The following is a 12,705-nucleotide window of genomic DNA, read 5'->3' on the forward strand; positions in this document are numbered from 1 at the left end:
AGCGTAGTGATCCGGATCCACTTCACGGCCGCCGACTTCGCCCGCGTCCGCTTCGCACCCGGCCCGGCCCCGCTCCAGGAGCTGAACACGGCCCTCATGAAGATGTGCAGCCGTGACGACGAGCTGCTCTTCGGCCGCTGGCGACGGCGGCTGCTCCACTCCCTGCCGGGCGCCGTCGAGCCGCTGGGAGACCTGGTACCCGGCGGCGAAGCCCCGGACTTCCTCGACGTGTTCAGCGACACGCTCGAGGACGGACTGGACACCGTCCGCGCCGCACACCCGGACCGGGTCCGCACCGAACTCGAGCGCGTCTACGCCGGACGCAGGACCCCCGCGCCGCCATGGGTCCGCGACCTGCACCGGGGGGACGCCGAAGCCTGGCGGCTCCTGCGCCGCGCACAGCGCGCGGCCTTCGACACCGTGGTGCGCCCCGTGTGGCCCCTGGTGCAGGACCTGCACCGGGCGGAGTTCACCCGCCACGCCCTGGCCGTGGCCGAGCACGGCGTGGGCGCGGCCCTCGCCGGACTCGTCCCCGGCGCCCGGCTGCACGAAGGCGTCTGGGAACTGGCCGCGCCCGGCGGCAGGGACGTCGAACTGCGCGGCCGCGGCCTGGTCCTGGCGCCCACCTTCCACTGGACCGGCCACCCCCTCCTGGCCGACCTGCCCGGCCGGCCCCTGTTCCTGACCTACCCGGCGGGCCCCGGCCTGCCGCTCTCCCCGGCCGGGGCGGACGGTACGGAGGACGCGCTCGCCGGGGTCCTCGGCCGGACCCGCTCGGACATGCTCCACCTGCTCGCAGAGGAGCACACCACCAGTGAGCTGGCCCGGCGGCTGGGCGTCAGCAAGGCCACCGCATCCGCCCACGCCGCCGCGCTGCGCGCCGCGAGCCTGATCACCACGGCCCGCGCGGGCAAGGCGGTCCTCCACCGGCGCACCGCCCTGGGCAGCCTGCTCGTCCGGCAGCGTGGCTGACGGGTCGTCAGCTCAGCATGTGCGGGCCGGACCGCCGAACGGCGGGGGCCTCTCCCTCCGGAGAACGATGCCCGGGCGCCTTCGGCCCGCCTACGGTGCTGATCATGTTACGTACGACAACGCGGCGATCGCTGGTGGCCGCCGTACTCCTGGCGGCCGTGACCACCGCGTCGGCCCCGGGCGCCGGCTCGGCGGCACCGCGGCCCGCCCCCGCCTCCGCCTCCCGCGCCGAAGTGCCCCCACCGGCAGCGGCGACCCCGATCGGCGCCAGGACGCTGCACCTGGTGGACACCTCGCGCCCCGACCCGTGGCGGCCGGCGGCGGGCCACCGCGAACTCATGGTCTCGCTCTGGTACCCGGCCCTGGCGTCCGGCGGGAGGCAGGCGCCCTACGCCTCCGAGGAGTTGTCCGAGAAGATCCTCGGCACCGGGGTGCTCGCCGGGGTGCGGACCCACGCCACCGCCGACGCGCCCGCCGCCCCCGCGCCCCACCCCCTGATCGTGCTCTCACCGGGCTTCGGGCTCAGCCGCGTCACCCTCACCGCGCTGGGCGAGGACCTGGCCGCCCGCGGCTACGCGGTGGCCGCGCTCGACCACACCTACGAGGCCCCCGTGGAGTTCCCCGGCGGCCGCATCGAGGACTGCCGGGTGTGCGAGAACCCGGACCTGGCGGCCGTCGTACGCAACCGGGCCGAGGACATCCGGTTCGTGCTCGACCGGCTGACGGGCCCCGGCAGCGGCCTGCCCGTCGACCCGCGGCGCATCGGCGTGGCCGGGCACTCGATCGGCGGGGCGAGCGCCGTGGAGGCGATGGGCGAGGACCCGCGCGTGACCGCCGCGGCCGACATGGACGGCGACTTCTTCACCGAGCCGCCCGCCCGGGGACTGACCCGGCCGGTCCTGCTGCTCGGGGCCGGACAGAGCGGGAAGGACCCCGACTCGCAGGCGAACTGGGAGCACACCTGGAACCGGCTGACGGGCTGGAGGCGCTGGCTCGACGTCGCCGACGGCGGGCACCTCACGTTCACCGACGTCCCCTGGACGACCGAGCGGTTCGGCGTTCCGGAAGGGGCCCCCGCGGGGTCGGCCCGCGAGGCGTTCGGCACGCTGGACGCCGGCCGGGCGACGGCCCTCACCCGGGCGTACGTGGGCGCCTTCTTCGACCGGCACCTGCGCGGCGGGCCGGCCCCGCTGCTCGACGGCCCGTCCGCCGCGTATCCGGAGGTCACCGTCGTGAAGTAGCGGTCGCCGGCGTGAAGCAGTCGTGAAGCAGCCGAAGCCGGATCCCCGCGGAGAGGCGGGGACCCGGCTTCACGGGTGGGGGTGCGGGGCGCTCAGCGCGCCGCGGCGGCCCGCTGACGCACGTAGCCGGTCACGGCCAGCGCCAGGGCCAGACCGCCGGTGAAGTAGAGCTGCACCCGGGTGTCGGTGTCGATGGTCATCAGCACCAGCACCCCGGCCACACCGGCCAGCGTCACCCAGGTCAGATACGGGAAGCCCCACATACGCACCACGAGCTTCTCGGGCGCCTCCCGCTCCAGCCGCCGGCGCAGCACCAGCTGCGAGGCGGCGATGAAGCCCCACACGACGAGCACGGAGGCGCCGACCATGTTGAGCAGCCACGCGAAGACGGTGGTGGGCCACCAGTAGGACAGGAGCACGGCGAAGAAGCCGAACGCGGACGAGGCGAGCACCGCGCGGCGCGGCACGCTGCCGGACACCTTGGCCAGGGCCCTGGGGCCCTGGCCGCGCGAGACCAGCGAGTGGGCCATGCGCGAGGAGCCGTAGATGTTGGCGTTCATCGCGGACAGCAGCGCGACCAGGACGACAACGTTCATGATCTGGCCACCGCCGGGGACGCCGAGGCGGTCGAGCACGGCCGCGTACGGGCCCTCCTCCGTGATGGTTTTGTCGTGCCACGGGATCAGCGTGACGATCACCAGCATCGAGCCGACGTAGACGACACCGATCCGCCACATCGTCGTGCGCACGGCCTTGGCCACACCGCGCGCGGGGTCCCGGGACTCGGCGGCCGCGATGGTCACCGTCTCCAGGCCGCCGTAGGCGACGACCGAGGCCAGCAGGCCGGCCACCAGCCCGTTCGTCCCGGTGGGCAGGAAGCCGCCGTCGTGCAGCAGGTGCGCGGTGCCGGGGGCGTCGGTGCCCGGCAGGACGCCCAGGATCGCGAGCGTGCCGAGGACCAGGAAGAGCGCGATGGCGCCGATCTTCAGCGCGGCGAACCAGAACTCCAGCTCGCCGAAGTTCGAGACCGCGGCCAGGTTGGTGCCGCAGAAGACCGCCATGAAGGCCAGCACCCACAGCCAGGACGGCGTGCCCGGGAACCAGCCCTGCATGATGTGGGCCGCGCCGATGGCCTCGATCCCCACCCCGACGACCAGCAGGATCCAGAACATCCAGCCCGCGGTGAAGCCGGCCCACGGGCCGAGGGCGCGGTCGGCGTGGACGGAGAAGGAGCCGGAGGCCGGGTTGGCGGCGGACATCTCGCCGAGCATCCGCATCACGAACATCACGAGCAGGCCGGACGCGGCGTAGGCGAGCACGATCGAGGGACCGGCCGCGGCGATGCCGGCGCCGGAGCCCACGAAGAGGCCTGCGCCGATGACACCACCGAGCGCGATCATCGAAAGGTGCCGCTGCTTGAGCCCGTTCGACAGCGGGGAGTCCTGCCGCTGCGGGCTCTCGGCCAGCGGGGGAGGAGACGGGAGTGTCCGGCTCATGGTCATACCTGTCCAATATGCGAGATCGAGGAGCCATGAGTATGAACAGGCGGGCGCGGGTCCGGCTGGTCCGTCCGATATCCGGACACTCGCCTCACGCAACGTGACCGTCATGCACCGCACCCGCATCGACGCATCGGCCGGTGCCGCCCCGCGCCCCGCCCCCGCGGGTGCGCTGTCTAGGGTGCGGACATGACCTCGCAGACGTATCTCTCCGAACTGTTCTCGCTGGACGGCCGCGTGGCCGTGGTGACGGGCGGCAGCTCCGGCATCGGCCGGGCCATCGCCGGGGCGCTCGCGCGCGCGGGTGCGAGCGTGGTGGTCGTGGCGCGCAGGGAGGCGGAACTGGCGGCCACGGTCGGGGAACTGACGGCCGACGGCTGCCGGGCGGCCTGGGTGAGCGCCGACCTGGGCAGCCGGGCCGGCATCCGCGCGGCGGCCGAGAAGGCGGCCGCGGTGTTCGGCGAGCCCGACATCCTCGTCAACAGTGCCGGGATCAACCTCCGGCCGCCCATGGGTGAGTTGGGGGAGGACGTGTGGGACACCACGATGGCGGTGAACCTGGAGGCGCCCTTCCTGCTGGGCGAGCGGTTCGGGCCCGGCATGGCCGAGCGCGGCTTCGGGCGCATCATCCACATCACCTCGCAGCAGGCGCACCGCGCGTTCGTCCAGAGCGGCGCCTACGGCGTCTCCAAGGGGGCGCTGGAATCGCTGGCCCGCTCACAGGCCGAGGCATGGTCGCCGCACGGCGTCACCTGCAACACGCTCGTGCCGGGATTCGTGATGACACCGCTCAACGAACGGCTGTCGTCCGACCCCGGGAAGGTCGCGGCGCTGGCCGCGCGCACCATGGTCGGCCGCAACGGACTGGCCGAGGACTTCGCGGGCGCGGCGGTGTTCCTCGCGAGCCGCGCGTCCGCCTATGTCACCGGGCAGTCGGTCTTCGTCGACGGCGGATTCTCCGTCCACTGAGCCGGGGCCCGGCCGGGAGCGCCGGGAGCGACGGCGACCGCCCCGCCGAGGTCGGCGACACCGTCGGGGCGGGCCATCTCCACGAGCCGTGGTACGAGTTCTCGCAGACCCTGTAGCAGGCACCGGTCAGACCCCGACCGACTCCTCCATCTCCTCCTCCGCGGCGTCGACCGCCCCGGCGGACGCCGCCGGACGTCCCCGCCCGGCCTCGACCGCCCACGCGACCGCCGTCACCGCCAGTCCCGCCACCAGCCACAGCGCGAGCGTCCACACGTGCCGCTCCAGCCCGGCACCGTCGAAGTAGACGAGGCTGCGCGTGCCCTCCACGAACCCGGCGCCGTTCCAGAAGGAGTGCAGCGAGGCGAAGAAGCCGTTCTGCAGCTCGGGCCGGAACACGCCGCCCGAGCTGGTGAAGTTGAGCATCACGAACAGCACCATCACGCCCAGCGTCGTCCAGCGCTTGAGGAAGGTGTGCAGTCCGATGCCGGTGAACAGGACGCCGGCCGAGTAGGCCCAGGCCATGGCCCACAGCCCCCACAGGCCGTGGTCGACCAGGTGGAAGACGGGCCCGGCCAGCAGCGCGCCGATCGCGGAGACCACCAGCGAGGTGGCCGCTCCCACCGCGGCCCGCAGCCGCATGGGCAGCGCGCCGCCCGCACCGCCGAGCACCGCGACGGACGCGTAGGAGCCGATGCTGATCGCGACCAGCAGGAAGAAGATCCCCTGCCCGGTCGGGTCGCCCTCGGAGGGCGGCGCGGTGTCGGTGACCTTCAGCGGGGCGCCCTCGCGGGCGGCGACGGGCGTGAAGACCTTCTGCACGGCCGCCGCGGTGGTGTCCGACCCTGCGGTGGCGACCAGCAGCTCGGGCCGGTGCGCATCGGGGGCGTACGCGCCGAATATGTCCCGGTGGTGCAGCTGCCGCACCGCCTCCTCGCGGTCGGCGACGGTACGGACGTCGAGGCGGTCGCCCGCCGTGTCGGCCAGGCTCCGCGCCAGGGCCCCGGCCTGCGGGCCGGACCCCACCACGGCCACGGGCAGCCGGTGCGGTTCCGGGTGCGCGAAGGCGCCCAGGTAGGCGAGGCCCATTCCGATGCACATCAGCAGCGGGGTGAGGAGGTGGGTCAGTACGTGGCGCAGGGGGCCACGGGTCGCGGAACTCATGGTGCCTTCCTCGGTCCATCCCGGGAGATGGTTGGTATATGCAACTTCCGAATCAGGTTGTACTATACAACTGGATAGTGAGAGGGGGATCCCCATGCCCGACCGGGACGAGTCAGTGGAGACCATCCAGCGCGAGCTGACCGCCTTCGCCCGCCGCGCCCGGGCCACCGCAGCCCGCATGCACCCGCAGCTCTCGCTGGTCTCCTACACCCTCCTCGCCCACCTCGAGGAGCAGGGCGGCTGCCGCGCCATCGATCTCGCGGAGCACTATCTGCTCAACAAGTCCACGATCAGCCGGCAGGTCGCGACCCTCGAGGAGCTGGGCTTCGTCGAGCGCCTCCCCGACCCGGACGACCAGCGCGCCCAGGTGCTGCACCTCACCGCCCGCGGCAAGGCCACCCTCGGCGAGGTCGCCGCCAGCCGCCGCCACGTCTTCCAGGACCGCCTCGCCGACTGGGACGCGGCGGACCTCGCCCGCTTCGCCGCCTACCTGCTGCGCTACAACGCCGCGCACGAACCGGCGGCCCCGGTCCAGCCGTAGCGCCCCCCAGCCCCGGTTTGGTGGAACGGCTGGGGAGCCGTGTAATGTTGTCCTCGTCGCCGGGGGAACCGGGCGAAAACAACCGAACAAGGGGCTATAGCTCAGTTGGTAGAGCGCCTGCATGGCATGCAGGAGGTCAGGAGTTCAATTCTCCTTAGCTCCACAGCGAGAGGGAGGCCGTCCGAAGAGGACGGCCTCCCTCTTTTCCTTTCCTTTTCCGGTCACCCGCGCTGCGCCCGGGGCAGGGCCAGCGCCGCGGCGGCCGTCACCAGGAGCAGGACTGCGGCGGCCAGCAGGCTGAGGTGCATCCCGGAGACGAACGAGGCACGGTCCGACACGAGCGCCCCGAAGGCGGCCACCGCCAGCGCGCCACCGGTCTGGCGTCCCGCGTTGAGCACCCCGCCCGCCAGCCCGGCGCGCTCCGGGGCGATGTCGCCCAGCATCGCGGCGGTCAGGGCCGGGACGGCGAAGCCGAGACCGAGGCCCAGCGGTACGAGCAGCACGGCGATCAGCAACCGGTCGGTGTCCGCCCCCACCCCGAGGAGGCCGAGCAGGCCCAGCGCGCACACCAGTTGCCCGATGGCGATCGGCACCCGGGGGCCGAAGCGGGCCGCCGCCCGGGCCGAGCCCACGTTGGCACCCGCGACCAGAGCGGTCATCGGCAGGAACATCAGCCCGGCGGTCACCGCGGACTGGCCCAGGACCTCCTGGAAGAACAGGCTGAACACGAAGACCGCACCGTAGAAGGCGGCGTTGACCGCGAAGCCGATCACGAGGCTGATGACGGCCGTACGCGAACGGAACAGGCCCAGCGGCACCATGGGGTCGGCGACCCGGGCCTCGACGAGGACGAAGGCGACGACCGCCACGGCGGCGACGAGCAGGCTGAGCACGGCGGTCGGCGTGCCGAAGCCCGACGCCCCGCCCTCGATCACCCCGAACGTCAGGGCGCCCAGCGCACCGACGGCGGTCAGCTGCCCCCACGGGTCCAGGGACGCGGCACGGCGCGGCGAACCCGGCACACGGGCCAGCACCGCCAGGGTCAGCAGACCGACCGGAACATTGAGGAAGAAGATCGACTCCCAGCCCAGGGAGCTGGTCAGCGCCCCGCCCACGACGGGACCCGCGGCCGTCGCGACGGCACCGCCGGCCGTCCACAGGGCGATCGCCCGTGCACGCTCGGCCGCCCCGGGGAACGCCTGCCGGACCAGGGCCAGCGACGAGGGCAGCATGATCGCCGCCGCGCTGCCCTGCACCAGACGGGCCACGATCAGCAGCTCCAGCGAGGGCGACAGGCCGCAGGCCACCGACGCCGCCGTGAACACCACGAGCCCGGCGCCGAAGACCCGGTTCGCACCGAACCTGTCCGAGAGCGCGCCCGCCGACAGCAGCAGGGCCGCGAACATCAGCGTGTACGCGTCCACGATCCACTGGAGGCCGGTCGTCGTGCCGCCCAGCGTCCGGCCGATCGCGGGCAGGGCGACGTTCACGGCCGAGGCGTCCAGGCCGATCACGAAGAAGCCCAGCAGCGCCGCACCGAGGACCACCGGCGCCGCCACCCGGCGGGGCTCCGCACCCGGAGGCGCGGTGTCGATCGGCTTGGTCAAGGTGGTGCTCATGCTGGTTCCTCCCCGGGAATGGATCTGCGGCGGTGCCGCCGTGCTGTGATCCCACCCTCGCCCGGCGCGGCGGCGGGAGGCAGACCGCGGCCTTCCGGGGTGTGCGGTGCCTGGGTGTGACAGGTCCCCCCACCGGCCTGCCGCGCCCGGACGGCACCCTGGCAGACTGACGATCATGACCGAGCAGACTGAGCTGGGACGATTCCTCCGGGCCCGACGCAGCGGCGTCAGCCCCGCCGACGTGGGGCTGCCGGCCGGCCTCGGCCTCCGCCGCACCCCGGGACTGCGCCGTGAGGAGCTGGCCACGCTCGCGGGCGTGAGCGTCGACTACTACACACGCCTGGAACGCGGCAAGGAGACCCGCCCCAGCCCCGCCGTCGTCGAGGCACTGGCCGGCGCACTGCGGCTGGACGAGGAGGAGCGCGGCTACCTGCGCGGCCTCGCGGCCCAGGCGGCACGGCGCGCTCCCGAGCCACGTCCGCGCCTCTCCCGCTCGGTCCGCCCCAGCGTCAAGCAGCTCCTGGAGACGCTCCGGCCCAACCCCGCCTACGTGGTGGGCCGTACCAACGACCTGCTGGCCGCGAACCCCGGCGGCATGCGTCTGCTGAACGGCATGGCGGACTGGCCCGCCCGGCAGCGCAACACCATCAGGTACACCTTCCTGCACCCCGCCGCCCGCGCCCTGTGGCCGGACTGGGAGCAGAAGGCCAAGAACTGCGTGGCACACCTGCGGGCCGTCGCGGGCAGCGACCCGGACGCACCGGACCTGGCCGCCCTGATCGGCGAACTCGTCGTCAAGAGCCCCGACTTCAACCGCCTGTGGGAGCGCTACGAGGTACGGACCATCGGGGACGGATCGAAGACCTTCCTCCACCCGGTCGTCGGCACGATGACGCTCACCCACGAAATAATGTCCCTGAACCGGACGGACGGGCAGCGCTTGGTCATCTACATGGCCCCGCCCGGCAGTCCCGACCACGACGCCATGACGCTCCTCGACCTGGTGGCGCCGGAGACGGACGGGCCGGGCGGGACGGCAGAGGCGGCCACCGCGGTCGAGGAGGAGCCGACGGCCGGAAAGTGAGGGCCCGCCCCGGCCCGGGGCCGTGCCGCCCTACGCCGCTTCCGCCTCCACGATCGAGGCGAAGCCGGCGGTGGGCAGGGTGCGGCTGCGGCGGAGCCCGGACCGGTCGAAGAGCGCGTCGAGTTCCGCCGGGCCGCGGGTTCGGCCCCCGAGGGCCGTCATCATCAGGACGTCCAGGGCCTTGCCCGGGTGCGGTTCGTTGCCCGGCACGAGCAGGGCGTCGATCACCAGGACCCGGCCGCCGGGGGCCAGCGCGTCGCGGCAGCCGCGCAGGATGCGGACGCAGTCCTCGTCGCTCCAGTCGGGCAGCACGTGCTTGAGCAGGTAGACGGCACCGCCCGCCGGCACGGACGCGAAGAAGTCACCGGGCTCGGCGCGCCAACGGCCCGCCAGGCCGGGTTCGTCCAGCAGGGGTTCGCGCAGCGCGGGGGCCCGGTCGAAGAGGACGCCGGACAGCCCCGGGTGGCGCACCAGGACACTGCGCAGCAGACCGCCGCGCCCGCCGCCGACGTCGACGACCGCACCCTGCTCCGGGAACGGATACGCGGTGGCCACCAGGTCGTCGAGGGGCCCGGAGAAGGCCGCCATCCCGGCGTCGAAGGTCTCCCGGGCGGCAGCGTCCTCCTCGAGGTGGGCGAAGAAGGGCTTGCCGAAGACCCGGGGGAAGGCCGACTCACCGGTGCGCACGGTCTCGGCGAGGTCGGCCGAGGAGCGCCAGAACGTCTCGTCGGTGAGCAGGAGGACGGTGGAGTGCAGCGAACCGGGGACGTCGGTGCGCAGCAGCTGCGCCGCGGGCGTCAGGCCGAAGGCACCCGCCTCGTCCTCGCGGAAGACCCCGCGGGAGGCCAGGTGGCGCAGCAGGCGTTGCAGGGCGACCGCGTCGGACCCGGTGTCCTGTGCGAGCCCGGCGACCGTGCGCGGCCCCGCCGCGAGGCGGTCGGCCAGCCGCAGGGAAGCGGCGGTCCGCAGGGCGGCGGAGTAGAGGAAGCCGAAGGTCTCCTCCAGCAGCTGCACCGCGGCCTGTGCGTCGGGACCGTCTTCCCGGCCGATGTGTGTGCTGTCCAAGACGACCTCCGGGATGGGCGACGAAAGACTGACGAAACGTCACTCTTCCAGCCGCGCCCCGGGGCCCGTTACCGCCGATGTGCGGATCTTCGGGTCGGTCCGTGGTCCTAGGACGTGTCCCAGGCCGCGGTTTTCTGCCGGCCGGCGGCCGCCGGCCGGCAGAAAACCGGCGTGCTCAGGAGCAGGAGGTGAAGGTCGGGCTGGTCTGGGCGAGGTAGATGGAGGCGCCGCCGCTGGAGTCGGTCTTGAGCGGGACGGTGACGGTGTCGTCAGCGGTCCAGGGGAAGCCGTTGACGTCGAACGTCCACTTGCCGGTCACCTTTGTCGCCAGCTCGGACAGTGCGACCCAGCCGTACTCCTTGGGCGGGACCGTCACGACCAGGCTGTTGCCCAGTTCCTTCTTGAGGTCGACGGTGTACTGGCCGCTGACCTGGGTTCCGACCTTGGCCGTGAAGACGCCCTCGGGGGCTCCGCCGCCCAGGTCCGCCCCTATCTGGAAGCCGATCTGGCTCGTCCATCCCGATCCGGTGTTGAGCGAGAACGTCCACGGCACCGGCGCGGAGGTGCCGTTGTACCACACCGGCGAGATGCACTGCTTGGGCAGCGGTGCGGCCGGGGACTGGCTCACCGTGGTCCACGAGCAGGACGCGGTGTTCTTCTGGCACTGCCAGGCGGCGCGGTCCAGGGCCAGCTTGCGGGCCGCGGCGGGAGCGCCGGTGGACCACTGCTGGTTCACCGTGCCGTTGCACGTGTACTGGTCGGTCCACGCGTCGTCGTACTGGGCGCCGAGCAGGAGGTCCAGGCAGGTGTTGTCGCCCTGGTGACGGATCATGAACGCGTCGCTGGAGCCCGAGACCGGCTGGAAGTACCACTTCTGGCTGCTCTGGCCCCTGCAGGTCTGCTGCCGCAGGGCGGGCGTGAGCCAGGCGAGGTCGATGCACTTGCCGGTGTCGTTGTTCACGATGGTGAAGGACGAGTCCGACGGATCGACGTTCAGGTGCCAGGTCTGGTGATAGCCGGGCGACGAATTGGTGACGATGTAGACGCCGTCACCGAAATTGCCGTTCTGCACATCGAGGTGACGGCCGTTGCCCAGGGAGGTAAGGGTCAGACACTGGAGCAGGGAGGCGCAGTTGCCGTCCGCCTGGGGCTTGGCGGTCGCGGACTGGGCCGTGAGCCCCAGGGCTATGCAGCAGGTCATCAGGACGGCGGCGAGCGCTCTCAAGGGCCGGACCACATGTCTCGGGCGCGAGACTAACTTCATGATTCAGTTCTCTTCCTTCTCTTCCCACTTGGGAAGAGGGCATCGATGGATCGGTGGATCGGTGGATCGGTGGAGAAATCAGGAAGCGGCGAACGCCGCCTCCAGGCGAGGGACGTAGTCGACGAGGTCTTGGTCCCAGCAGCCGCTGTTGTGACCGCCGTTGCAGTTCTTGCCCCAGCCGGAACCGTTGCCGTAGTTCACGAAGTGATACGGGTATCCGAGGGCGTCCAGGCGGTCCTTGGAGTGCTGGGCCGCCGACTCGACCCAGAACTCCGCCTCGGCGGGGTTGCCGCCGCCGTTGCCGGCGTAGAGCGCGATGCCCATGCCGGCCAGCTTGTCCATGTGCGCGGTGGGGTCGGCCGCGTTCCACCGCCAGTCGGCGTCGAACAGCGGGTACGGCGTGCCGAAGACCGCATCGCTGGAGACCGTGGGACCGAAGTTGAGCGCACAGCCCGAGCCGGAACTGGAGCCGCAGAGCGGGGCGCCGATGTTGGTCAGTGTGGCGACGACGGCGGCGCGCATGACGGCGTGGTTCCGCGAGAGGTCGCTGGCGCCGGAGAACGAGGCCACCTGGCCGAACAGCTCGGGGTGGTTCTGCGCGTAGTGCAGGGAGCCGAAGCCGCCCATCGAGATGCCGCCGACGGCCCGGCCCTGCTTGGCCGCGACCGTGCGGAGGTTGGCGTCGATGAACGGGATCACCTGGTTGATGTGGAAGTTCTCCCAGTTCTGCGCCCCGGCGGCGGTCTTCTGGTCGAGCCAGTTGGTGTACCAGCCCCTGCGGCCCCCGTCCGGGATGACCGTGATCATCGACTTGGCGGCGGCCAGGGCGGGGTAGACGAGGCCCGGGTTGCCCGGGTCGTCGGAAGCGCCGTGCAGGAAGTAGAACACCGGGTAGCGCTTGGCGGGGTTGTCCGCGTAATCGGCGGGCAGCAGGATGCGTATGTTGTGCTCCCCGGCGACCTCTGCCGTCTTCACGGTGATCACGAAGTTGGTGGGGGTGCCGGTGGCGGTGCCGGTCTGCGTGAGGCCGAAGCCGTCCGTCAGGACCGGCGGGGCGGGGTCGGCGGCCTGCGCGGCCGGGGCGCCCAGCGCGAGGCCGGCGGCGGCCATGGCGGCGACCGCTGCGACCGCTGCGACCGCGGCCTTCGCGCGCCGGAGCCGGGTGGACAGGGCTGCTCTCATCGGCTGTCTGCGGGGCGGGCTGGATGCCATGGGACCGTTTTCCGTTCACGTGTCGTGGGTAGCGGGGTCTTACGGCCGTGCGGTTTTGCCTCTGCTGTCCGGAAGTCT

General features: G+C 72.5%; 11 protein-coding genes and 1 tRNA gene. 6 read left to right on the top strand and 6 right to left on the bottom strand.

The genetic code is table 11. The features are described 5' to 3' along the window. Window positions 1–6 precede the first annotated feature (6 nt). Both AC1Z4A_RS30685 and AC1Z4A_RS30690 read left to right on the top strand, forming a co-directional pair. Window positions 7–972, top strand: a complete 966-nt coding sequence (locus tag AC1Z4A_RS30685; protein ID WP_483683143.1) for a helix-turn-helix domain-containing protein — start codon at window positions 7–9, stop codon at window positions 970–972. Window positions 973–1,076: 104 nt separating this feature from the next. Continuing rightward, window positions 1,077–2,213 (top strand): alpha/beta hydrolase family protein, encoded by a 1,137-nt coding sequence (locus AC1Z4A_RS30690; RefSeq protein ID WP_483683144.1) that lies wholly within the window; start codon window positions 1,077–1,079, stop codon window positions 2,211–2,213. A gap of 92 nt (window positions 2,214–2,305) precedes the next feature. On the opposite strand, the gene AC1Z4A_RS30695 is transcribed toward AC1Z4A_RS30690, so the two are convergent. Beyond that, window positions 2,306–3,709, bottom strand: a complete 1,404-nt coding sequence (locus AC1Z4A_RS30695) for an amino acid permease (protein ID WP_483683145.1) — start codon at window positions 3,707–3,709, stop codon at window positions 2,306–2,308. A gap of 192 nt (window positions 3,710–3,901) precedes the next feature. Between AC1Z4A_RS30695 and AC1Z4A_RS30700 the strand changes: the two genes are divergently transcribed. Next, window positions 3,902–4,681: an SDR family NAD(P)-dependent oxidoreductase gene (locus AC1Z4A_RS30700; RefSeq protein ID WP_483683146.1), complete on the top strand. Its 780-nt coding sequence runs from the start codon at window positions 3,902–3,904 to the stop codon at window positions 4,679–4,681. Window positions 4,682–4,807: 126 nt separating this feature from the next. Here AC1Z4A_RS30700 and AC1Z4A_RS30705 read toward each other — a convergent pair whose 3' ends face one another. After that, window positions 4,808–5,842 (bottom strand): hypothetical protein, encoded by a 1,035-nt coding sequence (locus tag AC1Z4A_RS30705; RefSeq protein WP_483683147.1) that lies wholly within the window; start codon window positions 5,840–5,842, stop codon window positions 4,808–4,810. A gap of 94 nt (window positions 5,843–5,936) precedes the next feature. Between AC1Z4A_RS30705 and AC1Z4A_RS30710 the strand changes: the two genes are divergently transcribed. Together AC1Z4A_RS30710 and AC1Z4A_RS30715 are read left to right on the top strand one after the other, a co-directional pair. Continuing rightward, a complete protein-coding gene (locus AC1Z4A_RS30710) occupies window positions 5,937–6,383 on the top strand; it encodes a MarR family winged helix-turn-helix transcriptional regulator (RefSeq protein WP_483683148.1) in 447 nt (148 codons plus the stop codon). Between the two features lie 90 nt (window positions 6,384–6,473). Beyond that, window positions 6,474–6,546, top strand: a tRNA-Ala gene (locus AC1Z4A_RS30715). A 58-nt stretch (window positions 6,547–6,604) separates the two neighbouring features. Here the strand turns inward: AC1Z4A_RS30715 and AC1Z4A_RS30720 are convergent. Continuing rightward, window positions 6,605–8,002 carry an MFS transporter gene (locus tag AC1Z4A_RS30720; protein ID WP_483683149.1) on the bottom strand — a complete coding sequence of 466 codons (1,398 nt, stop codon included), beginning with the start codon at window positions 8,000–8,002 and terminating at the stop codon, window positions 6,605–6,607. A gap of 175 nt (window positions 8,003–8,177) precedes the next feature. On the opposite strand from AC1Z4A_RS30720, the gene AC1Z4A_RS30725 reads away from it, so the two are divergent. Beyond that, on the top strand, window positions 8,178–9,086 hold the full coding sequence (locus AC1Z4A_RS30725; protein ID WP_483683150.1) for a helix-turn-helix transcriptional regulator: 909 nt from the start codon (window positions 8,178–8,180) through the stop codon (window positions 9,084–9,086). A 30-nt stretch (window positions 9,087–9,116) separates the two neighbouring features. On the opposite strand, the gene AC1Z4A_RS30730 is transcribed toward AC1Z4A_RS30725, so the two are convergent. The 3 genes from AC1Z4A_RS30730 to AC1Z4A_RS30740 all read right to left on the bottom strand — a co-directional run bounded on the left by AC1Z4A_RS30730 (window position 9,117) and on the right by AC1Z4A_RS30740 (window position 12,525). Beyond that, window positions 9,117–10,151 carry a methyltransferase gene (locus AC1Z4A_RS30730; RefSeq protein WP_483683151.1) on the bottom strand — a complete coding sequence of 345 codons (1,035 nt, stop codon included), beginning with the start codon at window positions 10,149–10,151 and terminating at the stop codon, window positions 9,117–9,119. Between the two features lie 175 nt (window positions 10,152–10,326). Next, window positions 10,327–11,376, bottom strand: a complete 1,050-nt coding sequence (locus AC1Z4A_RS30735; RefSeq protein WP_483683152.1) for an RICIN domain-containing protein — start codon at window positions 11,374–11,376, stop codon at window positions 10,327–10,329. 117 nt (window positions 11,377–11,493) lie between these two features. Then, window positions 11,494–12,525 (bottom strand): alpha/beta hydrolase, encoded by a 1,032-nt coding sequence (locus AC1Z4A_RS30740; RefSeq protein ID WP_483683781.1) that lies wholly within the window; start codon window positions 12,523–12,525, stop codon window positions 11,494–11,496. Between the last annotated feature and the right edge of the window lie 180 nt (window positions 12,526–12,705).

The sequence above is a fragment of the Streptomyces sp. 17_S59 genome (assembly GCF_056930295.1).